Here is a 24,046-nt window from a genome sequence, read left to right as displayed (position 1 = left end):
CGACGCGGCGGAGCACTCGATGCATTGCTGAGAGGTCGCGCCTTCTGCATTCTCCGACGGCTGGGATCACGGAGGCGGCGCGATGCTGCCGCGCAGGACGAGATGGCAGCCGAGCTCCAGGCGATGGGCCGGCCGTTGCGGATCATTGGCGATCAGCCGCTGTTCGATGAGCGCGAGCGCTGCCGCCCCGAGACGGTCGGTCGGCACGCTCACGGTGGAGAGCGGCGGGCGGCTGAACTCGCCGGGAACGATGTCGTCGAAGCCGAGCACAGATATCGCGTCGGGCACGCGCATGTCGCGATCGGCCAATGCCTTCAGGCAGCCGAGCGCCAGATTGTCGGCCGCGCAGAAGACGGCGGTTGCGCCTTTCAGCGCGGCGTCGCGATCGAGCAGCGCGTTGATGGCCGCTTCGCCATGCCGGGGCTCATATCCCTCGGCTTCGATGATCATGTCCTTCGGCACCGGAAGCTGTGCGGCCAAATAAGCATCGGAAAAACCGTCATACCGGCGCTGGATGGTCGTTCGGCCCTTCCAGGTCAGATGCAGGATCCGGCGGTGGCCGAGCGCCAGGAGGTGCTCGATGCCGAGCCGTGCGCCGAAGCGGTTTTCTGGCGTCACCGTATCGACCAGCATGGCGGGATCCTCGCCGTTGACGATGACGACGGGCATGTCAGCCGAGGCGAGGCTGCGGATGAGTTCTGGCTGATCGTCGTTCAGCACCACGATACCGTCAGCGCGTTCTGCTATCGCAATCTGCCTGACTTCGGCGCCGTCGATGCGCCGGCCGCTGCTGACATAGGGTACGATCCGGATGCCTCGACGCTCGCATTCCCTGCGAAGACCGTTGAGAATCGTCCAGCTCACCAGATTGAGGTCGCTCTCCGGGGCGGCATCGTCAGGAATGGCGAGAAGCAGAACGTGCAAGGCGGCAATCGTCGCCTTCTTTCTGCGGCGATCGAGATAACCGAGCCGTTTTGCCGAATCCAGCACTCTTTCCCGCACCTCGATCGTGAGCGGCGCAGTTCCGTTCAGGGCGTGCGAGGCCGTGCTCAGCGACACGTCGGCATCGCGTGCGACATCTTTGAGATTGACTTTACGTTCCACTTTTTCCGCCGCGAATTCAGATCGTACCTTCGAAGCATAAGCTAACTTGATGTTTTCACATAAAGGACTTTAAAAAAGCTATGTGCTTGCGCCGATATTTTCGTCATTCGCAATCAGCGACGTTCGGCAAGCAGCCCGTTGAACAGCAGGTCGAAATAGGCGCGCATGAAGGCGTCCTTGTCGGGCGTCGGCACCCGGCGATCATCGAATATCAGCCGCAGAACCGTCGTCGTCAGAATCGGCGCAACCACGATGTCGGAAAATTCGACAGGAATTTCGCGAAATTCCCCCAACGCAACACCTTCCAGGATGAGAGCGTCGATCCTTGCGATAATCGGCGCGATGAATTCATCGTGGTGGCGATCGATCAGGTCGGGGAAGCGCTGTCCTTCCGAAATGACCAGACGCGTCAATTCGCGGGTTGTACGATCCTCCGCGATTTGGTCGTAAAGCAGACCGAGAATGGACATCAGCCTGTCGGTGGCGCTGCCGCTGAGGCCAGCGGTGATTTCAAGCAGTTCCTGAAAGGGGACGGAGAAGTGACTGATCATGGCTTCGAAGAGCTTTTCCTTCGTCTCGAAGTAAACGTAGACTGTGCCTTTGGTGACGCCGACCCTGTCTGCGATGTCGTCGACGCGGGCGCCCGTGAACCCGTTTCTGACGAATTCCTCGAATGCGGCATCCAGGATCTGGATGGGTCGCAGCGCCTTCTGTTCCGCGCGTGTGAGTTTCTTCTGAGCTGTCATTCGTGCCTCGCCTCCCTTGTTTTGCGCTATCGGTCCTGTGCAAAAGTTTCATTGACTAATCCGTCAGTCAATTATATAGCAGCTGCCGTTGAGAGCAAGAGGTCAGCTATGAGAACCATTCTGTTCGCCACAGCGATCGTATGCACGATCGGTCTCGTCTCCTGCAGCGAATCGGACGGGCCGAAAGAACCCGGCGCGCGGCAGGTCGGCGTCGTCGTCGCCAAGTCTGAGCCGCTGAGTGATGGCGGTGCGCTGACGGGAGAGGTGCGCGCCCGGGTCCAGACCGATCTGTCCTTCCGGGTCAGCGGCAAGATCATCGAACGGCTGGTCGAAGTCGGTCAGTCAGTGAAGGCGGGGCAGGTACTGGCGCGCATCGATCCCGAAGAGCAGAAGGCCGATCTCGATGTGGCCGCGGCCAATCTTCAGTCGGCTGAAGCCCAGCAGACCCAGGCACAGCTCGCCTTCGACCGTCAGCAGAGCCTGTTTCGGACGCAGGTGACGACGCGCGCCGCACTCGACCAGGCACAGGAGGCGCTTCTGACCGCGCAGGCCTCGACGAAGTCGGCGCAGGCGCTCTTCGAGACCGCGCAGGACACCCTGTCCTATACGGAGCTGAAAGCCGATGCCGATGGCGTGATCACCGCCCGCAATGCCGAGGTCGGGCAGGTGGCGCAGGCCGCCCAGGTTGTCTTCACCCTTGCCCATGACGGCGACAGGGACGCCGTCTTCGAAGTGGTCGAGAGTGCGTTCCTGCGCCCGATCGACGGCGACGGCACCGTGAACCTGCTTGCGAACCCCTCGCAGAAGATCACGGCGAAGGTGCGCGAGATATCGCCGACGATCGATTCTTCCACCGGCACCATCAGGGTCAAGGTCGCGATATCGAGCGATGCTCCCATTCCTCTCGGCGCTCCCGTCGTCGGAAAATTCAACTACGTCCCGCAGGACGTGATCCAGCTGCCCTGGTCGGCAATGACCTCAAAGGACGGCAAACCGGCCGTCTGGATCGTCGATCCTGCATCCTCTGCGGTTGCGGTGAGAGCGATCGAGGTCGCCAGTTACGAGACCGGCAGCTTCGTCGTCAAGTCGGGCGTGTCGGCGGGAGATGTCGTGGTGACCGACGGGACCAAATTCCTCAGGCCCGGTGAAACCGTGTCTTATGTCAAGGAAGCATCCAAGTGAGTATTCGTCCCAAGATAATCGCCCTGTTGATGGGTGCGGCCCTGATCTCCTCCTGCACGAAGCAGGAGGAAAGCAGGCAGGAGGCGCCCCGTCCCGTGCTGTCAATGACGGTCAGGCAGACGCCCGCCACAAGCCTCGGCCTGACCGGCACGATCCAGCCGACCATAGAAACCGATCTAGGCTTCCGGATCCTCGGGCGGATGATCGCCCGCAACGTCAATGTCGGTGATGTCGTCAAGAAGGGTGACGTGGTTGCCGCCATCGATCCGCTGGCGCTGGAGCTTGCCGTGCGCAGCGCCCAGTCCGATGTAGAGAACAGCGACGCTCAGCTCCGAAACGCCGTGACCACGGAGCAGCGCCAGCGCGCGCTTGTGGAATCGCGCTCCGGCACGGAAGCCTCGCTCGAAGAAGCCGAGCAGGCGAGACGGACGGCCACGGCCGCGGTCGCCAAGGCGCAGGCCAACCTCGACAAGGCCAAGGAGCAGCTCGGCTATGCGCAGCTTCAGGCTGAATTCGATGGGGTCGTCACGGCTACTTCGGCTGAGGTCGGCCAGGTCGTGTCGGCCGGCCAGACGGTCGTGACCATCGCCCGGCCGGACAAGCGAGACGCCGTCGTCGACGTGCCCCAGGCCGCTGCGCAGAAACTGGAGATCGGCGCGCCGTTTGAGGTGACGCTGCAGCTCGAGCCTTCGATCCGCACGAGGGGCGTCGTGCGCGAAATCGCGCCGGAGGCGGAGACCGCCACCCGAACGAGTCGGACCAAGATCGCGCTCGCCGATCCGCCTGAAGCCTTCAGGCTCGGCGCGGTCATCACGGCTTCCGCAACCATCGCTGCCGATCCCGAGATCATGCTGCCGTCCTCGGCGATCCTTGCCGGTGCCGACGGCGCCAGTGTCTGGATCGTCGACGTAGCCGGCAAGAAGGTGACGCTACGGCGCGTCACGATCGACGGCAAGTTAACCGACGGCGGCACCGTTCGCGTCACCGAAGGACTCGCTCCCGGAGAGCGGGTGGTCGTTGCCGGCGTGCATAAACTTCAAGATGGCCAAGCCATCAGCATCGACCAGGAGATCAGCCAGTGAAGTCCTTCAATCTTTCCGACTGGGCGCTCGAGCACCGTTCGCTCGTCTGGTACTTCATGATCGTCTTCATTCTCGCAGGCGCATTCTCCTACCTGAACCTCGGCCGCGAGGAAGATCCGAACTTTACCATCAAGACGATGGTGATCACCGCCCAGTGGCCCGGCGCATCCGCCCAAGAGGTGACGCGGCAGGTGACCGACAGGATCGAGAAGAAGCTCCAGGAACTGGAATCGCTCGACTACACCAAAAGCCAGACTGTTGCCGGTCAGACCACCGTCTTCGTCGAATTGCTGCCGACGACAAAGGCTAAGGATGTCGCGCCGACCTGGCTGCGCATCCGCAACATGATCGCCGACATCAAGGGAGATTTCCCGAGCGGGGTCGTTGGTCCCTTCTTCAATGACCGCTTCGGCGACGTGTTCGGCAACATCTACGCGTTCACCAGTGACGGGCTGACCCAGCGCCAGCTTCGCGATCTCGTGGAAAATGCGCGCTCCGAAGTTCTCACGGTACCCAATGTCGGCAAGGTCGACGTGATCGGCGCCCAGGACGAGGCGATCTATCTTGAATTCTCCACGCGCCAGATCGCAGCGCTCGGCATCGACCAGCAGTCTGTTATCCAGACGTTGCAGGCCCAGAACGCCGTCACCCAATCCGGCTTCGTCGATGCCGGTCCGGAGCGCATCGCATTGCGGGTGAGCGGACAGTTCACCTCCGAGGAAAGCCTGCGCTCGATCAACCTTCGCATCAACGACCGCTTCTTCCCGCTGACCGATGTCGCCACCATCAAGCGCGGTTATGTCGATCCACCCTCGGCTTTGTTCCGCTTCAACGGCGAGCCGGCGATCGGACTAGCCATCGGCATGAAGCAGGGCGCCAATCTGCTGGAGTTCGGCGAGGCGCTCGACGCGCGGATGAAACAGGTCGTCGCCGATCTTCCGATCGGGGTGGACGTCCACCGCGTCTCCGATCAGCCGCACGTCGTCGACGAGGCTGTCTCCGGCTTTACCCGCGCGCTCTTCGAAGCGATCGTCATCGTCCTCGTCATCAGCTTCATCAGCCTCGGCCTGCGCGCCGGCATGGTGGTGGCGATCTCCATTCCTCTCGTGCTGGCAATCACGTTTGTGGTGATGGAATACTCCGGCATTTCGCTTCAGCGCATCTCGCTCGGTGCGCTCATCATTGCGCTCGGGCTGCTCGTCGACGACGCCATGATCGCCGTCGAGATGATGGTGGCTCGCCTGGAGGCAGGTGACGATCTGAGGAAAGCCGCCACCCACGTCTATACGTCGACGGCCTTTCCGATGCTGACTGGAACACTTGTCACCGTCGCCGGCTTCATCCCGGTCGGTCTCAACAGCAGTGCGGCCGGCGAATTCACCTTCACGCTTTTCGTCGTCATCGCGGTTTCGCTTGTGGTGTCCTGGATCGTCGCCGTGCTGTTCACGCCGCTTCTCGGCGTCACGATCCTGCCGAAGACGATGAAGTCGCATCACGAGAAGAAGGGTCGTTTCGCCGCCGTGTTCTCCTGGCTTTTGGGGCTGGCGATGCGCTGGCGTTGGGTCACCATCGTGCTGACGGTCGTCGTCTTCGCCCTTTCGGTCGGGGGCATGGGGCTGGTGCAGCAGCAGTTCTTCCCGAACTCGGACAGAACAGAGCTCGTCATCGACTGGAACCTGCCCCACAACAGCTCGATCGCCGAGACAAACAGGCAGATGGCCAAGTTCGAAAAGGAGATGCTGGCCGATAACAAGGATATCGATCATTGGACAACCTATGTCGGCCAGGGCGCGCCGCGCTTCATCCTGTCCTTTGACGTGCAAACGCCCGATGTCACCTTCGGACAGACCATCATCGTCACCAAAGGCCTCGACGTGCGCGACAAGGTGCGGGCGGAACTGCAGGATTATCTGACGAAGACCTTCCCCGGCACAGACGCCTTCGTGAAGCTTCTCGATATCGGCCCGCCGGTGGGCAAACCGGTCCAGTACCGGATCAGCGGCCCGGATATCCAAAAGGTACGTGATATCTCCCAGCAGTTTGCAGGCGTTGTCGGTACTCATCCGCTGCTGTCGAACATGGTGCTGGACTGGAACGAGCCTTCGCGGGTGGTGAAGGTCGATGTGCTGCAGGACAAGGCGCGCCAGCTCGGCGTCTCTTCCGAGGACATCGCGACCGCCCTCAACGGCATTGTCGAAGGTTCGACCGCGACGCAGATCCGCGACGATATCTACCTGGTCAATGTCATCGGCCGGGCCAGGGCGTCCGAGCGCGATTCCGTCCAGACGCTTGAGAATCTGCAGCTCTCGACCTCCAATGGCAAGGTCGTGCCGCTCTCGGCCGTGGCGAATTTCCGCTTCGAACTTGAGCAGCCAACGATCTGGCGTCGCGACAGGCAGCCCACCATCACGCTCAAGGCGGCCGTCATCGGTTCGACACAGCCGGCTACGATTGTCGATCAGCTGAAGCCGAAGGTGGAGGAATTCCAGAAGAACCTTCCTGTCGGATACAAGGTGGAAATCGGCGGCGCCGTCGAATCCAGCGCCGAGGCGCAAGGGCCGATTGCGGCCGTGGCTCCGCTGATGCTGTTTACGATGGCGACGATCCTGATGATCCAGCTGCAGAGCTTCAGCCGCCTCTTCCTGGTCTTTGCGGTCGCGCCGACGGCCCTGATCGGCGTGGTGGCGGCGCTCTTGCTCAGCAATGCTCCCATGGGCTTCGTCGCCATCCTCGGCATTCTGGCGCTGATCGGCATTCTGATCCGCAACTCGGTCATCCTCGTGGTGCAGATCGAGCATCTGCGTGCCGAAGGTGTGACGCCATGGCAGGCGGTCATCGAGGCGACCGAACACCGCATGCGGCCGATCATGCTGACGGCGGCGGCGGCAACCCTCGCGCTGATCCCGATCTCGCGCGAGATCTTCTGGGGTCCGATGGCCTACGCCATGATGGGCGGCATCGTCATCGGCACGGCCCTCACCCTGCTGTTCCTGCCGGCGCTCTACGTCGCATGGTTCAGAATCCCAAGGGATGAGGGTACTCGGGCCGAAGCCACGGCAGAGGCATGATGCGGTCTTCGATGGCCATCGCCTACGGCCGCCGCGGCAAGGTGAAGCACATCATCCTGTTCGGGCACAGCATGGCCTGGCCGGGCGTGTCCTTCGCCCGCAATAGGCTGATGGCCTGTCCATCTGGTCGATCAGGATTGTGTACAATGTGACTCTTAAATTGTCAGGTGCCCAAATGAGGAGCAGACTTCCGTCTGTGGCCGAGTCGGCCTCAGGGGATATGGGAGGGCATTCATGAGCGTACGAAATCCGTCTCCCTCGTTATATAACGAGGATCTTGCACCCGCCGAGGAGCGTAAGTGGGGTGCATTCAGCATCTTCAACGTCTGGACATCGGACGTTCACAGCCTGTGGGGCTATTATCTAGCGGCGAGCCTGTTCCTGCTCTGCGGCAGCTTCGTGAATTTCGTCATCGCCATCGGCATCGGCTCTCTCGTCATCTTCTTCCTGATGAGCCTCGTCGGAAATGCCGGCGTGCGCACCGGTGTCCCTTTTCCGGTTCTGGCGCGCGCCTCCTTCGGCACCTTCGGCGCCAATGTTCCCGCACTCGTCCGGGCGGTGGTCGCCTGCTTCTGGTACGGCGCGCAGACTGCCGCCGCCTCCGGCGCAATCGTTGCCCTGCTGATCCGCAACGAAAGCCTGCTCGCCTTCCACCAGAACAGCCACATGCTCGGCCATTCGACCCTCGAACTCATTTGCTACGTCATCGTCTGGGCGCTGCAGCTGCTGATCATTCAGCGCGGCATGGAAACTGTCCGCAAGTTCCAGGATTGGGCAGGTCCCGCCGTCTGGATCATGATGCTGATCCTGGCCATCTATCTGGTCGTCAAATCAGGCACCTTCTCGTTCGGTTCCGAAATCCCGCGCGACGTGCTGATCGAAAAAACCAAGGATGCCGGCGTGCCGGGCGAGCCGGGCTCGATTGCGGCGCTTGCCGCGGTGGCCGCCACCTGGATCACCTATTTCGCGGCACTCTATCTGAACTTCTGCGATTTCTCGCGTTACGCGACGAGCGAGAAGGCGCTCAGGAAGGGCAATCTCTGGGGCCTGCCGATCAACCTGCTGGCATTCTGCCTCGTCGCAGGTGTCACGACCACGGCAGCCTTCACCGTATACGGTGAGGTCCTGCTGCATCCCGAAATGATATCGGCGAAATTCGACAGCTGGTTCCTGGCGCTGCTTGCGGCGCTGACATTCGCGGTTGCAACGCTCGGCATCAACGTCGTGGCGAACTTCGTTTCGCCCGCCTTCGACTTTGCCAATGTCTTCCCGCGCCAGATCAACTTCAAGCGCGGCGGATATATCGCCGCGCTGATCGCCCTCGTGCTCTATCCCTTCGCTCCCTGGGAGACGGGTGCTGCGCATTTCGTCAACTTCATCGGTTCGACGATGGGGCCGATCTTCGGCATCATGATGGTCGACTACTATCTCATCAGGAAGAGCCAGCTGAACGTCGAGGCTCTCTACCAGGAGAATGGCGAGTTCCGGTTCCAGAACGGCTGGCACGGCAATGCCTTCATCGCCTTTGCGGTCGGTGCGCTGTTCTCGTCGATCCTGCCGACCTTCACCTCCATCCTGCCGGACTGGTGGGGCACCTATGGCTGGTTCTTCGGCGTCGCCATCGGCGGAGCGATCTATTTCGTGCTGAGGATGGGCGCACGGCGCAATCCGGCCTTCGCCGCATGACGAAACAAAGGCGCCTGGCCATCGCCAGGCGCCTTCATGTTCTGTTTGGAAAATCTGCCGGCCCGAGGGAGCCGGTCATTTCGCCCGGTTCAACGGCGTGCCGCCACCGCATGGATGGCCCCACGGCCGATGGGCTGGGCCATGGATTTTGCCGTCGAGCGGAGGGCTGCGGAATGGCTGGAGACCACCTCGTCGAGCCTGAACTGTGCGACAAGTTCGCGAAGCTTCTGGGCCTCCTGCGCCAGTGAATCGGATGCTGCAGTCGATTCTTCCACCATCGCTGCGTTCTGTTGTGTGGTCTGGTCCATCTGATTGACCGCGACGTTCACTTCGCTCAGTCCGATCGACTGTTCTTTCGCAGAGGTGGCGATCGAATCCATGTGGTGATTGATCTGGGTGATGAAGCCGCCGATGGTCTTCAGGGCCTGGCCGGTATCGCGCACCAGCTTGACGCCGCTTTCCACTTCCCTCGATGAGTTCTGGATAAGCCCCTTGATTTCCTTGGCAGCGCCGGCAGAGCGCTGTGCGAGTTCGCGCACTTCCTGGGCGACGACCGCAAAACCCTTGCCGGCTTCGCCGGCTCTCGCCGCTTCGACGCCGGCATTGAGGGCAAGAAGGTTGGTCTGGAATGCGATTTCGTCGATGACGCCGATGATGTTGGAAATCTGCTGCGACGAGGCCTCGATGCGTTCCATCGCTTCCTCCGCATGGGAGACGACTTCCGCCGAAATCCCGGCGCTCCGGTTTGCCTCGGTGGCGACTGCGCGCGTCTCCTCGGTCCGCTTGCTGGAGTTCGACACGTTCGCTGTGATTTGTTCTAATGCGGCCGCCGTTTCTTCGAGCGAGGCCGCCTGCTGCTCTGTCCGTTTCGAAAGATCACCGGCGCCCGAGGAGATTTCCCGGGTGCCTTCGTCGATCGTGCCGATGCTTTCGGAGATTGCTCTCAGCGTCGCGCCAAGCTGCGTGACCGACTGGTTGAAGTCATGGCGGAGTGCTTCAAACTCGGGGGCGAAGGCCTCATTGAGCTGGAAAGCGAGATCGCCCGAAGCGAGCCGTTTCAGACCGGCGGCCAGACCGGAAGTGGCGATGCGCAACCGCTCTGATGCGTCGGCTTCCGCCTGCATCTGCGCCGCAACACGATCTGCCTCCGCCCTGTTGCGGTTCTCCTCGGCTTCCACCGCCAGGCGCTTGTTCGCAATCGCGGCCTGGCGGAAAATCTCCACCGCTCCCGCCATCAATCCGATTTCGTCGGCGCGATCGGCAAAAGGAATTTCCGAGCCGGTGTCGCCTTCGGCGAGATGCCGCATCGAGGCGGTGATGTTGGTAATCGGATTGGCGATGCTCTTCAGTACGAAGACAATCGCGCCGAGAACGAGCAATCCCGCAAAGGCGATCGTTGCAAGGAGGTAGGATTCGATGGAGGCGAAGGTCTCCTTGCTGAGATCGGCAGCCTTCTTGCTGCCGCTGACGTTCAATTCGACCAGGGCCGCCGTGGCCTCCTTGAGCTTGTCCGAATAGGAACGCATCTCGCCGCCCAGATATTGGCCAGCTTCTTCGGTCTTGTTTGCACGGGAAAGAGCAAGCAACTGCGAACTGCTGGCGACGTAGCCTTCGACACTTTCTTTGATCGTCTTGATCAGATCCCGCTCGCGATCGGATGAAGCCAGCTGAAGATAAGCGTCTGCCGATTTGCGAGTTGCATCTTCGGCCGCCTTAATGGCCTCTTCACGGGATTTCTTCTCTGCTTCCGCCTGGACGATAATGTGATCGCGGTAAGCGAGGCGCAGATTTGTCATGGCGAGGCTGATCGCTTGCGAAGCCTGCACGCTCGGCAGCCAGTTGGCGGCGATTTCTTCGGTGGAGCCGTTCGTCTTTTGCAGGCCGTCGACCGCGAGATAGGCAACGAGCCCGAAAAGCAGAGCTATGCCGCTGAAAATGAACAGCAAACTCGATTTAATGTTTGGACGGCGCATCAAAGTCCCCATCGAACAGTCCGGTGTCGTGCCGGTTTGACCAGGGGTGTTTGTAACGGAAAAAATTTAACGATGTGTTCCGGAGTGTAAAACGCCGTTTACCAGTTTACGCGAAACTCGCCGCCCTCTTCGTGTTCAGATTCCCGCTCCAACCGAAAAACGCTTAATCGACGGCGTCAGGGACAATAGGAGCCCGACATGGTGAAGCGCATATTTTCCGCCCTTCTTGCGTTGGTCCTGCCGGTACAGGCAGCCGTTTCTCAACCCCCTGATGACGCACAGGCACGCAAAGCCCGGTCTGTCGCCCAGCTTCAGTCGGAAGGCGTGCCGACCATCGATCATCTGCCGTCCATGGAGGCAGAGAGCGACAGCACCCGCCGCGATAAAAGAGCAGTCGTTCAGCGCGCTATCGCGCTTGCGATCGTTGCCGTAAAAGGCGAGACTGGTGATCACTCGATGGGCCAGGCTCTCAACCGGCAATTCGATGCAGCAAGTTTCTTCACCCCCAAGGAACAGGCGTTCATGGACGACCCCGATCCTTCGGAGCAGGACCGGGTGAACTTCGCTTGGCGCTATGAGGGCGTGCACGTCATGTTATGGGCGCTCGGGATCACGGCCGATCTCGAACGTCCCGACCATATTTGCGATGTGCCATCCATCGCCGGGACGCTTCGCGAACTCGGCACCGACGGGCTGATGCGCCGCGCCAGGCTGCGTCCGCAGAAAGAACTGCTCGACGCCGCCGACCTGATCTACCGCTACGATTGGGCGGTCGTGAATGCACGGCTGAAGGGCGAGGAGGCGCCGGCCGGACTGGACAAGGACGTGGTTTACGAGCGCCACTACGCCCTCAACTGGCTGATCGGTTACCTGAATCAGGACTGGGATGATATTTCCACCGATACGTGACGAGTGTGGACTTCCTGCCCAAGTCGAGGATTGAGGCGGGGCAGTCGGCCCCCGTGCCGAAGTGGATGCATGTTTTGCGAAATGGCATTATGATCGGCGCATCGCCTGACCGGCGTTGGTTTCGAACACGTGATCCGCAGGACGGGGAGGACGGCAGGATTTGGAACGGCTGAAGGATCTGGACAGTGTTTCCGCGCGGGTTGACAGCGGGTCGGCGTCGTCTCCCTACGAGCGGCGCGGCGTCGTGGCCGCAGCCGTATACCAGCATGGGCAGCGCATTCGCGACATCAGGATAGAGGAGGCTGGCGAATGGCGGAACCGGGAGGATGCGATCGTCTGGATCGGCCTGCACGAGCCGGATGAAGTGCTGCTGCACCAGATCCAGGCCGAATTCAATCTCCATCCGCTGGCGATTGAGGATGCGGCGCAGCCGCACCAGCGTCCGAAGCTGGAGATTTACGGTGACGCGATGTTCATCGTCGCCCGGACCGCCCATATGAAGGATGGCGAGATCATCTTCGGCGAAACGCATCTGTTCGTTGGCCGCGGTTATGTCGTCTCCGTTCGCCACGGAGAATCGTCTTCCTATCTGGCCGTCAGGCAGCGATGCGAGGCGACGCCCGCCGCCCTTGCCCATGGCGAGAACTACATTCTCTATTCCATCCTCGACTTCATCGTCGACAACTACATGCCTGTTATCGAGGTGGTGCAGGAAGAGGTCGAGATGCTCGAGGATCTCGTGCTGCGCGAACAGCTGGGAAAATCCGACATCGAGCGGCTTTACATGCTGCGGCGCAAGCTTCTGCGGCTGCGCAACGCCGTGGTGCCGCTCGTCGACGTCTGCCGGCGATACGAGCATATCGATCTTCCCGGCATGGATCCGACGCTGCAATCGCTGTTCCGCGATGTGACCGATCACGTGCGCCGGGTTCAGGAGGATATCGACGCGTTGCGCGAGGTGCTCGCTTTCGCCTTCGAAGCCAGCGTGATGATCGGCCAGACGGAACAGACGGCAATCGCCCGCAAGCTCGCCGCCTGGGCGGCGATCCTCGCTGTTCCCACCGCGATCGCCGGCATCTACGGCATGAATTTCAGCGACATGCCGGAATTAAAATTCCAATATGGCTATTTCGTCGTGTTGGGCGTCATCGCCGTCCTGTGCCTCAGCCTTTTCGGCTTCTTCCGTCGGCGAAAGTGGCTTTAGTCAGGACAGCGCTTTCAGCAGCCGATTTCGGTGTATCCCGATATAGCCGATGTCGTTCAGATAGAGCCTGGCGTCTCCTGCATCGACGTCTTCCGCGAAGGTCTCGTCGCCGGCCGCAGCCTTTGCCAACATGAAATCGGCAAGGGCTTGGAGCCGCGTGCAGACCATTTCGGGAAGCCCACGCCGTTCTGCCATCGTCGCGCCATAGGCGGTGCAGAAGATTTCCGCCCGCCGCAGTTGGTCGTCGAGACCGAATGCCACGGAGGCATTGGCAGGATCGGAGAGGGGCGCCCAGCGATAGACCGCATAGGCGAGATCCCAAAGGCGCGGGGCGGGATGGGCAGTGTCGAAATCGACGATCCCGACAGCTTCCTGATCGACGGTGGCGACATTGTAGGGCGCAAAGTCTCCGTGACAGACGATCTCCCGCGGCTCCTGCGGCGGCAGCATCCATATCTGAGCATCGTCATCCGATTCCAGAAAGCCTTGAGATGCTCTATGAAAATCGCGCAGAAGTCTTGCTGCGGAAATCAGCATGCGCTCCGATCCGACAAGGGGATCACTGAGGTCTTCGCAGACGCGCCCGTCGACATAGCTGACGACCTCCTGATCGTCGCCGATAATTTGAATGGGCTGCGGAGCCGCCGGGAAGCCGTTGCTTCTGAGATGGCGCAAGAACCGGTGCGTGGTCGGCGTCCATGCTCCTGATGGTCTGATGACGGTATCGCCGTCGCGCCAGATCTGCCCGGTTCGACCGCCCTCCAATAATTCCACGCATGGCCTCCTACGCAGATTTCAGTTTTTCGATATGGGCCTGAACCGTAGCGCCAAGGTTCGTCTCATGGCAGTTCCTGTAGAACGCCGCCGTGTCCGACGGCATCCCGTTGGGAATGGCGACGAAGTCGTCAAGCCGGAAACCACTTGTACTGCCGAGTTGCGGGTCAGCCAGCTGGCTTTCACTCAGGGCGCCGACGCGAACGGCCAAGTCTTGGAAATAAGCGAGGTTCTCGTCCACTGCCGAAGGCGTCGATGTTCTGCCGTGTGCGGGAATGACCAGTTTCGCATCAAGGTCACGGATAAGCCTGAGTGAGGAGCGGATCTGGCGAAGATCATCGGCACTCCTGCTCCAGACTTCGGGAATGGGATATTCCACCGCGTCGACGGCGAGGCAGATGCGGAGTTCCGGAATCCAGACGGCGATATGGTCAGGCGTGTGTCCCGGCGTGTGAATGAGTTCCAACGTCAGATCGCCGCCGTTGAGGACCATCGAGCCGGAGAAGGTGATATCCGGGCCGATAAGTTCGACGTTCGCAAACCGCGTTTCCTGTCTCGCCTTGTCCTTCAGGATCTGCTGCGTAGAGGCATCACGCAGACGGTCGAGCGCGGCGGCATGCGCGATGATCGGAGCACGCCCTGAAACCGCAGTGTTCCCCCAGAAGTGATCCCAATCCATATGCGAATTGACGACGATCAGCGGGCGATCCTCGCCTCTGTCCCCAACCAGATCGAGCGCAATCCGGCACAGTTCCGGCGTGCCGAGCGTATCGACCAGGACATTGAACCTCTCGGTCCGCACAAACACGGCATCGACCTCGTCTCCCGCCCGGAGGATAATGATGCGCTCGTCAAGTCCGGGATAGGAGCACAATTCTACCGCTGGGTTCACGTCTGCCCGCCTTCGCTGCAATCGCAGTGATATCATCTACTACATCAAATCTCGTTTGGATGCTCGCCCTCTAAGGGCTTCCCGATTTCCGCTCCACCGGCACTGGCACATCCCACCGTTCCATCACGGCGTTCGGCACAGCGGCCGCGCAGATCACTATAACGCTGGGCTTCGAGCGGCCGAGGCTCTTCGGCGTCCATCGTGCCTGCAGGGGCACCGCGCATCGGGGCACAAGCACCTTCGCATTGGGTTCTAGCACGTTCCACTGCTCGTGCGCCTTGGCGTTCTCCTGTGCGATGAAGCGCCTGGCCTTTTCGCGGATTTCGAACAGGCCGTGCTTATCCGGCGTCGAGCGATCGGTCTCGATGCTCCAGGAGGCGAGGCAGGGTATGCAAGCCGTGAGGGCGGTGATGAAGACTATTGATCGAAGCATTGATGGGCTCTCAACCGCTCGAGATTTCCGGATCGGAAACAGTCGGACGATCTTTTATCGCATGGCGGCAATATCTCTACCGGCAAATCGTGAGGACTTCCTTCTCTCGCTGAGCGAGATCGGCCTGCCGGATCACGTCGTCTCCCACCTCGCGCGCAGGCGCGTTCAGCCTTTAGCCATGTGCCCCATGCAGCCGTGAATTGACGGTTTGAGTGGAACAACCTCCGCCAAAAGAAGTTTGCCTGAAAAGCAACACGAGGCGGCGGCCGATGTTACTCTCTGCGAAGCAGGGTGCGTTCAGCACCCCACCCCGGATCTATTATGTCAACCCGCTACTTCTCCAAGGCATCGATGCATGGCGCGAGGTTTTCGACCATGCGGCGGATACTGGCTTTGAGTATGTTCTGACGGCGCCGCTCTTCGACCGAGGCGGGGACTGCAGCGTCTTTACCTCCCGGGATCTCGATCGGCTCGATCCTGAACTGCAGCTCGGAAGCGCGGTCGATGATGGGATATCGCGCCTGTCGGAGGCCGCTGACAAGAACGGCGTCGGCCTGATGATGGACCTGATGCTCGACGGGAAAGTCGGCGATGCGCAAGTGGGCTTTCGTCCGATCGATCCTCGACGCTCGCCGCTCGATCCGGCGGAGCCGATGAACACGATCGGGTCCGAGCGGCAATTGCGTTTGTTGGGGGAGTGGACCGAACGGCTGTGGCGGCTGTCCGGGCTCGGCCTCTCCGGCTACCGAGTGCTCGGGATCGATCGCGCTGAACCGGCGCTTTTCAAATCGCTGATCGCTGCGGTGCGCGAGAAGGCTGACGCGCAATTCCTCGCCTGGACGCCCGGCACCGACTTTGCGGTAAGAAGAGGGATCGCGGATGCGGGCTTTTCTGGATGTTTTTCATCGATGGCCTGGTGGGATCTCGACGAGAGATGGTTCGTCGAGGAGCATCGCGTTCAGGAGGCGCTCGGCTGGCAAATTGCCTTTCCCGAACCGCCCTTTGCCAGACGGATTGCGCATGGGACAGAGAGCCGTGAAATTCTCGAGCGGCGTGCCGTCAGAGCGCTGCGGCTCGCCGCCTCGCTCGGCGGCGGCCTCATGGTTCCGATTGGTTTCGAATATGGTGCGGCGACGCCGCTCGATCCAACCCACGGCGATGGTTCGGGGCTGCGGAAGCTGCGCCATGATCTCGCCTTCGACATCTCCTCTGAAATACGCGCCGCCAATGCCGAGATCGGCAGGCCCGGCCACGCGCGCGCTCCGTCGCTTCGCCTGATCCGCAACGCCAACGGGCCGGTCTCCGCGCTTGTGCAATCCGAGGAGCAGGATCTCCGCAGTGCATCGAATGTGCGGTTCGTCCTGATTAACCGGGACCTCCGGAGAAGCGCGCCCGCGCCGATGACGGCGGTTCGCGAGGCGGTGTCCGGCTATCTTCCCGTCGCGGCCGATGGCGCAATCCTGCGCCTGCGGGCCGGGGAGACGCGGATCATCGGAGCCAGAGCGCCGGAGCCGATCACATCCCGACCCGCCCTCGACGTTGAGCAGGCGATCGCTTCGCCGCGGCTTGCCATCGAAAACATCATGCCGCGGGTCGATGACGGACGCTTTCCTGTCAAGCGGGTGGTCGGCGAGACCGTCACCGTCGAGGCCGATCTATTCGCCGACGGTCACGACCCGATCGCGGCCGTCCTGCTCTGGCGGCCGCACGACGCCATGGCGGAGTGGAACGAGACTGAGATGCAGCTGGTCGAGAACGACCGCTGGCGCGCCGAATTCCTGCTGGAGCGCATCGGACGCTACGAGTTCGCGGTCGAAGCGTGGAAGAATCCGTTCGCGATCTTCCGCTACGAACTGACCAAGAAGAACGATGCCAGGTTGGACCTGAAGCTGGAGCTTCAGGAGGGGTTGAACCTCGTGCGCGCCGCGAGGGCCGAAGCGCCGGCGGCACTCGGCGCCGACTTGCAGGCGCTCATCGACGGTCTGGAAAACGCCTCGGATGCCGAGCGCACGGCAATCCTGCTCGACCCCGAGACCTCCGAGTTGATGAACAAGGCTGACAGGCGGCCCTTCCGGCTTCGCTCCACGACAAGCGCCGTCGATGCTGAACGCAAGTCGGCGGCCTTCGCCAGCTGGTATCAGATCTTCCCGCGCTCACAGAGCGGCGATCCCAATCGGCACGGCACCTTCGACGACGTCATCCCGAGATTGTCTGCCATCCGCGACATGGGTTTCGACGTGCTCTACTTCCCGCCGATCCATCCGATTGGAACGACCAACCGAAAGGGACGCAATAACAGCCTGAAGGCAGCGCCTGATGATCCCGGAAGTCCCTATGCCATCGGTTCCGAGGAGGGCGGCCATGATGCCATTCATCCCGAGCTTGGCGATTTCGAGGATTTCGGCCGTCTGGTCGAGGAGGCGGGCCGGCATGGGTTGGAGATCGCGCTCGATCTCGCGATCCAGGCTTCGCCCGATCATCCCTGGCTGACGGAACATCCCGGCTGGTTCGACTGGAGGCCCGACGGCACGATCAAATATGCCGAGAACCCGCCGAAAAAGTACGAGGACATCGTCAATGTCGATTTCTATACGAAAGACGCGCTGCCCTCTCTGTGGGTGGAACTCAGGGATATTGTCCAGCTTTGGGTCGACCAGGGCGTCAAGCTGTTTCGTGTCGACAATCCGCACACAAAGCCATTTCCGTTCTGGGAATGGCTGATCGGCGATATCAGGGCGCGCCATCCCGACGTCGTCTTCCTGTCGGAAGCCTTCACCAAGCCGAAGGTCATGTACCGGTTGGCGAAGATTGGCTTCTCCCAGTCCTACACATACTTCACCTGGCGCAATACCAAGTGGGAGCTCGAGCAATATATGCGAGAGCTGACCGAGACGGCGCCGAAGGAATTCTTCCGCCCGCATTTCTTCGTCAACACCCATGACATCAATCCGGATTTTCTGCAGAACGCGCCGCGCCCGGCCTTCCTGATCCGCGCTGCACTCGCCGCGACGCTTTCCGGTCTGTGGGGCGTTTATAACGGCTTCGAACTCTGCGAGGGCCGTCCCGACGCCAAGCGCAAGGAATATGCCGACAGCGAGAAATACGAGATCCGCGCCTGGGATTACGACCGGCCGGGCAACATCATCGCCGAAATCAGGATGCTGAACCGCATTCGGAACGAAAATACCGCGCTGCATTCGCATCTCGGGCTGACGCTGCTGAACGCCTGGAATGACAACATCCTGTTCTTCGAGAAGGCGAGCCAAGCCCGCGACAATGTCTTGCTGATCGCGATCAGCCTTGACCCCCATAATTTTCAGGAAAGCGATGTCGAACTGCCGCTTTGGAAGTGGTCGTTGGATGATGGCGGCGCGCTCGACGCCGAGGACTTGGTCACGGGGCACCGGTTCAGGTGGAACGGCAAGCGGCAGAGAGTGGGTTTCAATCCTCAGATCCTGCCCTTTGCGATCTGGCGCGTTCGCGCAGCGGAGGCATGAATGGACACGATGAATCCCGGTAGCGTCGACCCGCTGCTCTGGTACAAGGATGCGATCATCTACCAGCTGCACATCAAGTCATTCTACGACGCCAATGGCGACGGCGTCGGCGATTTTGCCGGCCTGCACCAGAAGCTCGATCACGTCGCAGCCCTCGGCGTCAACGCGATCTGGCTTTTGCCTTTCTTTCCCTCACCGCGTCGTGACGACGGCTACGACATCGCCGACTACGGCAATGTCAGCCCGGATTACGGGACTATGGAGGATTTCCGCGCCTTCGTCGACGCCGCCCACCAGCGCAATATCCGTGTCATCATCGAGCTCGTCATCAACCACACCTCCGACCAGCATCCCTGGTTCCAGCGGGCACGTCATGCACCTGCGGGATCGCCGGAGCGGGATTTCTATGTCTGGTCGGACAGCGATCAGAAATTTCCGGAAACGCGCATCATCTTCCTCGACACGGAAAAATCGAACTGGACGTGGGATGCCGTCGCCGGCGCCTATTATTGGCACCGCTTCTATTCCCACCAGCCCGACCTCAATTTCGACAGCCCGCTTGTTATGGAGGAGCTACTGAAGGTGATGCGCTTCTGGCTGGAGACCGGTATCGACGGTTTCCGCCTCGATGCGATTCCGTACCTCGTCGAGCGCGAGGGGACGATCAACGAGAACCTTCCCGAGACGCACGCAATCCTCAAGCGCATCCGTGCCGCCCTCGATGCCACTCATCCCGGCGTGATGCTGCTTGCCGAAGCCAATCAATGGCCGGAGGACACGCGCGAATATTTCGGCGAAGGCGACGAATGCCATATGGCGTTCCACTTCCCGCTGATGCCGCGCATGTACATGGCGATTGCCAAGGAAGACCGCTTCCCGATCACCGACATCCTGCGCCAGACGCCTGAAATCCCGGAGAATTGCCAATGGGCGATCTTCCTGCGCAATCACGACGAACTGACGCTTGAGATGGTCACCGACGCCGAGCGGGACTATCTCTGGGAGACCTATGCTTCCGACAAGCGCGCCCGCATCAATCTCGGCATCAGGCGGCGCTTGGCGCCGCTGATGGAACGCGATCGCCGGCGCATAGAGTTGATGAACGCGCTTCTTCTGTCGATGCCGGGGACGCCCGTTATCTATTACGGTGATGAGATCGGCATGGGCGACAACATCTATCTCGGCGACCGTGACGGGGTGCGGACGCCGATGCAATGGTCACCCGACCGCAATGGCGGCTTCTCCCGAACGGATCCGGCGCGCCTCGTCCTGCCGCCGATCGCCGATCCGCTCTACGGCTTCGAAGCTGTCAATGTCGAAGCCCAGAGCACCGATGCGCATTCGCTGCTTAACTGGACGCGCAAGATGCTGGCGCTGCGCGGTCGGCATCCGGCCTTCGGACGCGGTTCGCTGCGTTTTCTCTCGCCTGAGAACCGCAAGATCCTGGCCTATCTCAGGGAATATGAAGGCGAGACGCTGATGTGCGTCGCAAACCTCTCGCGACTGCCCCAGGCGGTCGAGCTCGACCTCTCGGCCTTCGAGGGCCGCGTGCCGATCGAACTGACGGGCATGTCGCCCTTTCCGCCGATCGGGCAACTGACCTATCTCCTGACGCTGCCGCCCTATGGCTTCTTCTGGTTTCAGCTGGAGGCCGATGCCGATCCGCCGGCATGGCGTACTGCTCCGCCCGAACAGCTTCCCGATCTCGTGACGATGGTCCTCCGCCGCGGTCTGCTCGACCTCGTCGATGAACCGCGGCTGGGACGCGTCCTCAGCAACGAAATTCTGCCCGCCTACCTCTCCAAACGGCGGTGGTTCGGCGCAAAGGATCAGCCGCTTCAGGCGGCTCGACTGATTTCGGCAACGCCGATCCCCTATGCCGATGGGATCGTTCTCGGCGAGTTGGAGGTGGAGCTGCCGGATCACAGCGAATCCTATCAGTTGCCGCTGGCGGTCGCCTGGGATGATGCGCAACCCTCCGCTCTGACACAGCAGCTTGCGCTCGGGCGGGTTCGTCAGGGCAGGCGGGTCGGCTTCCTGACAGATGGGTTCGCGGTCGAGCCGATGGCGCGCGGTATCCTGCGCGGGCTGACCGACCGCTCGCGCATCACCGGACGTACCGGCACCCTCGAATTTCTCGGCACCGAGCGGCTCGACCGCCTACAGGTTACCGACGGCATGCCGGTTCATTGGCTATCGGCCGAACAATCCAACAGTTCGCTGATCGTCGGCGACGTCGCCATGATCAAGCTGATCCGGCACATCTTTCCGGGCGTCCATCCGGAAGTCGAGATGACGCGGTTTCTGACCTGCGCGGGTTACCATCACACCGCTCCACTCCTCGGCGAGGTCGCGCATACGGATTCCAGTGGGCGTCGCTCGACCTTGATCATCGTCCAGGGCGCGATCCGCAACCAGGGCGACGCCTGGAACTGGATGCTGAACAATCTGCGCCGCGCGGCCGACGAGCTCGTGTTGAACGATCCGGCGGTCGAGCCCGGCGACGACGTCTTCCGGCCGCTGATCAGCTTCGTTGCCATGGTCGGTATGAGGCTCGGCGAGTTACACGTCGTGCTCTCCGGGGAAAACGCGGACGAGGCTTTCAGCCCTGTGGTCGCTGGCGACGATGAGGTCGAGGCGATCAAGAAGGCGGTGGCGGGCGAAGTCGCCTATGCCATGTCGAAGCTTGCCGAGCGCGAGGAAAATGCCGAGCCCGCTATCGATCTGCTCGCCCGTCCGCTTCTGGAACGCCGCTCCGAACTGGTTGAACTTGGCGCGCGCCTGGCGGAGAGCGCCCGCGGCACGCTGATGACGCGTACGCATGGCGACTTCCATCTCGGTCAGATCCTGGTCAGTGAGGGCGACGCCGTCATCATCGATTTCGAGGGCGAACCCGCGAAAAACCTCGCTGAACGCCGCGCCAAGACGGTTCCGCTGCGCGATGTCGCCGGGCTTCTCCGGTCGCTCAGCTATCTCGTCGCCACCGCCCAGCTCGACAATGACGCAGTCACCGAACACGAAAACGAGGTGCGCCATGACGCCATCGCCCGTTTCGGGCGCAATGCCGAGCAGGCTTTTCTCGATGCCTATTGGCAGGCGGTCTCGGCCTCGAAGGCGCTCGCCATGCCGACCGAACAACGACGGAGGGTTCTCGATGCTTTTCTTCTCGAAAAGGCGGCATACGAAATCGCCTATGAGGCCCGCATCAGGCCGAAATGGCTGCCGATCCCGCTTGCCGGCCTTACCGAAATCGTATCGCGCTTAGCGGGGGTCGAGGCATGAATGTTGAACGCTCGGAACTTCTCGCCGGCATCGGACATGATGCGCTCTGGGCGCTGATCGAGGGACGCCACGGCGATCCCTTCTCGATCCTCGGCCCGCATGAAAGCGGCGGCATGACGATCGTGCGCGTCTATTTGCCGGGTGCCGAAGGCGTCGATCTCATCGAAGCGGCGAGCGGCAGGGTGGTGGCACCCTTCAGCATCGCTCACCCCTCAGGCTTGTTTGCGGCGGCGATGGGTTCGAGGATGCCCTACCGGTTGCGGATCACATGGCCGGATGGCGAGCAGATCACAGAGGATCCCTATAGTTTCGGACTTCTGCTTGGAGAGCTCGATCTCCACCTGATCTCCGAGGGCACGCATTATAGCCTGAGCCGGACGCTCGGCGCGGTTGAAATGTCGGTCGACGACGTCGCAGGTGTCCGTTTCGCCGTCTGGGCGCCGAATGCCCGCCGCGTTTCGGTTGTCGGCGATTTCAACGCCTGGGACGGGCGGCGAAACCCGATGCGGTTGAGGCAGTCCGCCGGCGTCTGGGAGCTGTTCGTGCCCCGGCTGGCGCCCGGCGAAAGATACAAGTTCGAGATCATCGATCCGCATGGAAACTGTTTGCCGCAGAAGGCCGATCCGGTGGCGAGAGCGAGCGAAGCTGCCCCGTCCACCGCTTCGATCGTCGCATCGTCGATGCGATTCCGGTGGACTGACGACAATTGGATGAAGGGCCGGTCGCGACAGCAAAGACTGGAAGGGCCGATCTCCGTCTACGAGGTGCATGCCGGTTCCTGGCTGCGGGAGAATGGCGGGCGGTCGCTCGACTGGGTCGAGCTCAGCCAGCGGCTCGTTCCCTATGTTCGCGATATGGGATTCACCCATATCGAGTTGCTGCCGATCATGGAACACCCCTTCGGCGGCTCCTGGGGGTATCAGCCGCTCGGCCTCTTCGCCCCGACCGGCCGTTATGGCACGCCTGAGGATCTCGCCTATTTCATCGACCGCTGCCATGGCGCCGGGATCGGCGTCATCCTCGATTGGGTGCCGGCTCATTTTCCCACCGACGTCTGGGGGCTCGCCCGCTTCGACGGCACCGCGCTCTACGAACACGAGGATCCGCGTGAAGGCTTTCACCGTGACTGGAACACGCTGATCTACAATCTCGGCCGCAACGAGGTGAAAGGCTTCCTGATCGCCAGCGCGCTGGAATGGCTCGAACGCTACCATATCGACGGATTGCGCGTCGATGCCGTCGCCTCGATGCTCTACCGCGACTACAGCCGCAACGAGGGGGAATGGATTCCGAACCGGTATGGCGGCCGTGAGAACCTGGAAGCGGTGGAATTCTTCAAGCACCTGAACAGCATCGTCCATGAGCGCTGCCCGCATGCGATGACGATCGCAGAGGAGTCGACCGCTTGGCCCGGCGTCACCAAGCCGCCGGAAGAGGGTGGGCTCGGTTTCGACATGAAGTGGAACATGGGCTGGATGCATGACAGCCTGAGCTATATCGAGAAGGACCCCGTCCATCGGAGCTACCATCACGGCACGATGACCTTCGGCATGATCTATGCCTATTCCGAACGCTTCATTCTGCCGATTTCGCACGACGAGGTGGTCTACGGAAAAGGCTCGCTGCTCGGCAAGATGCCGGGCGACGAGTGGCAGAAGTTCGCCAATCTGCGGAGCTACCTCGCCTTCATGTGGGGCCATCCCGGCAAGAAGCTGATGTTCATGGGAGGCGAGATCGCTCAGCTCGGCGAGTGGAACCACGACGCCTCAATCAGCTGGGAAGTGCTGGATCGGCCCGCGCATGCGGGAATCCAGCGGCTGGTCAAGGATCTGAACGGCTTCTACAAAGACGAGCCGGCATTGCAGTTCGGCGATTTCCATCACCAAGGCTTCGAATGGGCGGCGGCCGACGACGCGGTGAATTCAGTGCTCGGCATGCTGCGTTATGCCCCCGATCGCTCGTCCTCGGTTCTCGTCCTCTCGAACTTCACGCCGGTGCCCCGTTACGGCTACAGGATCGGCGTGCCGCAGGATGGCGTGTGGGTCGAACGGGTCACGACGGATGCGCGCGAATATGGCGGGTCCGGTCTCGTCAACGGCGCAGTGTCGAGCGAACCCGTGGCCGCCCACGGCAGGCCGCATTCCCTCGCGCTGACACTGCCACCGCTGGCGACGATATTTCTCAAGGGGCCGTCGCCGTGAAAAGGTCTCGGCC

15 protein-coding genes are annotated in these 24,046 nt (G+C 61.5%); 9 read left to right on the top strand and 6 right to left on the bottom strand.

Going from position 1 to position 24,046, the window contains the following annotated elements:
- Nucleotides 1-66: 66 nt before the first annotated feature.
- Together HJB91_RS22415 and HJB91_RS22410 are read right to left on the bottom strand one after the other, a co-directional pair.
- On the bottom strand, nucleotides 67-1,104 hold the full coding sequence (locus tag HJB91_RS22415) for a LacI family DNA-binding transcriptional regulator (RefSeq protein WP_221155919.1): 1,038 nt from the start codon (nucleotides 1,102-1,104) through the stop codon (nucleotides 67-69).
- A 113-nt stretch (nucleotides 1,105-1,217) separates the two neighbouring features.
- Nucleotides 1,218-1,850 (bottom strand): TetR/AcrR family transcriptional regulator, encoded by a 633-nt coding sequence (locus tag HJB91_RS22410; RefSeq protein ID WP_210631820.1) that lies wholly within the window; start codon nucleotides 1,848-1,850, stop codon nucleotides 1,218-1,220.
- A gap of 108 nt (nucleotides 1,851-1,958) precedes the next feature.
- Here HJB91_RS22410 and HJB91_RS22405 point away from each other — a divergent pair, with 108 nt between their 5' ends.
- From HJB91_RS22405 to HJB91_RS22390, 4 genes are all read left to right on the top strand, one after another.
- Nucleotides 1,959-3,032 carry an efflux RND transporter periplasmic adaptor subunit gene (locus tag HJB91_RS22405; protein ID WP_221155918.1) on the top strand — a complete coding sequence of 358 codons (1,074 nt, stop codon included), beginning with the start codon at nucleotides 1,959-1,961 and terminating at the stop codon, nucleotides 3,030-3,032.
- On the top strand, nucleotides 3,029-4,114 hold the full coding sequence (locus HJB91_RS22400; protein WP_221147379.1) for an efflux RND transporter periplasmic adaptor subunit: 1,086 nt from the start codon (nucleotides 3,029-3,031) through the stop codon (nucleotides 4,112-4,114). The genes HJB91_RS22405 and HJB91_RS22400 overlap by 4 nt, the downstream gene beginning before the upstream one ends.
- Nucleotides 4,111-7,182, top strand: coding sequence for an efflux RND transporter permease subunit (locus tag HJB91_RS22395; protein WP_210631823.1), 3,072 nt, complete (start codon nucleotides 4,111-4,113; stop codon nucleotides 7,180-7,182). Before HJB91_RS22400 ends, HJB91_RS22395 begins: the two co-directional genes overlap by 4 nt.
- A gap of 234 nt (nucleotides 7,183-7,416) precedes the next feature.
- Nucleotides 7,417-8,868: an NCS1 family nucleobase:cation symporter-1 gene (locus HJB91_RS22390; protein ID WP_221147380.1), complete on the top strand. Its 1,452-nt coding sequence runs from the start codon at nucleotides 7,417-7,419 to the stop codon at nucleotides 8,866-8,868.
- Between the two features lie 89 nt (nucleotides 8,869-8,957).
- On the opposite strand, the gene HJB91_RS22385 is transcribed toward HJB91_RS22390, so the two are convergent.
- Nucleotides 8,958-10,841, bottom strand: a complete 1,884-nt coding sequence (locus tag HJB91_RS22385) for a HAMP domain-containing methyl-accepting chemotaxis protein (RefSeq protein WP_221147381.1) — start codon at nucleotides 10,839-10,841, stop codon at nucleotides 8,958-8,960.
- A gap of 198 nt (nucleotides 10,842-11,039) precedes the next feature.
- Between HJB91_RS22385 and HJB91_RS22380 the strand changes: the two genes are divergently transcribed.
- Together HJB91_RS22380 and HJB91_RS22375 are read left to right on the top strand one after the other, a co-directional pair.
- On the top strand, nucleotides 11,040-11,750 hold the full coding sequence (locus HJB91_RS22380; protein ID WP_221155917.1) for a DUF4272 domain-containing protein: 711 nt from the start codon (nucleotides 11,040-11,042) through the stop codon (nucleotides 11,748-11,750).
- 160 nt (nucleotides 11,751-11,910) lie between these two features.
- The gene (locus HJB91_RS22375) at nucleotides 11,911-12,954 is read left to right on the top strand and encodes a magnesium and cobalt transport protein CorA (RefSeq protein ID WP_221155916.1); all 1,044 of its coding nucleotides are present in this window, start codon (nucleotides 11,911-11,913) and stop codon (nucleotides 12,952-12,954) included.
- On the opposite strand, the gene HJB91_RS22370 is transcribed toward HJB91_RS22375, so the two are convergent.
- The 3 genes from HJB91_RS22370 to HJB91_RS22360 all read right to left on the bottom strand — a co-directional run bounded on the left by HJB91_RS22370 (nucleotide 12,955) and on the right by HJB91_RS22360 (nucleotide 15,053).
- The gene (locus HJB91_RS22370) at nucleotides 12,955-13,728 is read right to left on the bottom strand and encodes a phosphotransferase enzyme family protein (RefSeq protein WP_221155915.1); all 774 of its coding nucleotides are present in this window, start codon (nucleotides 13,726-13,728) and stop codon (nucleotides 12,955-12,957) included. It abuts the gene before it with no gap.
- Nucleotides 13,729-13,738: 10 nt separating this feature from the next.
- A complete protein-coding gene (locus HJB91_RS22365) occupies nucleotides 13,739-14,620 on the bottom strand; it encodes an MBL fold metallo-hydrolase (RefSeq protein WP_221155914.1) in 882 nt (293 codons plus the stop codon).
- Between the two features lie 70 nt (nucleotides 14,621-14,690).
- Nucleotides 14,691-15,053, bottom strand: coding sequence for a hypothetical protein (locus HJB91_RS22360; RefSeq protein ID WP_221147385.1), 363 nt, complete (start codon nucleotides 15,051-15,053; stop codon nucleotides 14,691-14,693).
- Between the two features lie 269 nt (nucleotides 15,054-15,322).
- On the opposite strand from HJB91_RS22360, the gene HJB91_RS22355 reads away from it, so the two are divergent.
- The 3 genes from HJB91_RS22355 to glgB are packed head-to-tail and all read left to right on the top strand — an operon-like array spanning nucleotide 15,323 to nucleotide 24,033.
- Entirely contained in the window at nucleotides 15,323-18,550 is a 3,228-nt protein-coding gene (locus HJB91_RS22355) for an alpha-1,4-glucan--maltose-1-phosphate maltosyltransferase (RefSeq protein WP_221155913.1), read from the top strand.
- Nucleotides 18,551-21,832, top strand: a complete 3,282-nt coding sequence (treS, locus tag HJB91_RS22350) for a maltose alpha-D-glucosyltransferase (RefSeq protein WP_221155912.1) — start codon at nucleotides 18,551-18,553, stop codon at nucleotides 21,830-21,832.
- Nucleotides 21,829-24,033, top strand: a complete 2,205-nt coding sequence (gene glgB, locus HJB91_RS22345) for a 1,4-alpha-glucan branching protein GlgB (RefSeq protein ID WP_221155911.1) — start codon at nucleotides 21,829-21,831, stop codon at nucleotides 24,031-24,033. Before treS ends, glgB begins: the two co-directional genes overlap by 4 nt.
- The last annotated feature ends 13 nt before the right edge of the window (nucleotides 24,034-24,046 follow it).

This window comes from Rhizobium sp. NLR10b (genome assembly GCF_019685435.1).
GTDB lineage: Bacteria > Pseudomonadota > Alphaproteobacteria > Rhizobiales > Rhizobiaceae > Rhizobium.
This window is presented reverse-complemented; position numbering and strand designations above follow the sequence as displayed.

Excerpts from the sequence above, each read along its gene's own strand:
- HJB91_RS22410 (WP_210631820.1), bottom strand. The coding sequence starts at position 1,850 with ATGACAGCTCAGAAGAAACTCACACGCGCGGAACAGAAGGCGCTGCGA.
- HJB91_RS22405 (WP_221155918.1), top strand. The coding sequence starts at position 1,959 with ATGAGAACCATTCTGTTCGCCACAGCGATCGTATGCACGATCGGTCTC.
- HJB91_RS22390 (WP_221147380.1), top strand. The coding sequence starts at position 7,417 with ATGAGCGTACGAAATCCGTCTCCCTCGTTATATAACGAGGATCTTGCA.
- HJB91_RS22385 (WP_221147381.1), bottom strand. The coding sequence starts at position 10,841 with ATGCGCCGTCCAAACATTAAATCGAGTTTGCTGTTCATTTTCAGCGGC.
- HJB91_RS22380 (WP_221155917.1), top strand. The coding sequence starts at position 11,040 with ATGGTGAAGCGCATATTTTCCGCCCTTCTTGCGTTGGTCCTGCCGGTA.
- HJB91_RS22360 (WP_221147385.1), bottom strand. The coding sequence starts at position 15,053 with ATGCTTCGATCAATAGTCTTCATCACCGCCCTCACGGCTTGCATACCC.
- HJB91_RS22355 (WP_221155913.1), top strand. The coding sequence starts at position 15,323 with ATGTTACTCTCTGCGAAGCAGGGTGCGTTCAGCACCCCACCCCGGATC.
- treS (WP_221155912.1), top strand. The coding sequence starts at position 18,551 with ATGGACACGATGAATCCCGGTAGCGTCGACCCGCTGCTCTGGTACAAG.
- glgB (WP_221155911.1), top strand. The coding sequence starts at position 21,829 with ATGAATGTTGAACGCTCGGAACTTCTCGCCGGCATCGGACATGATGCG.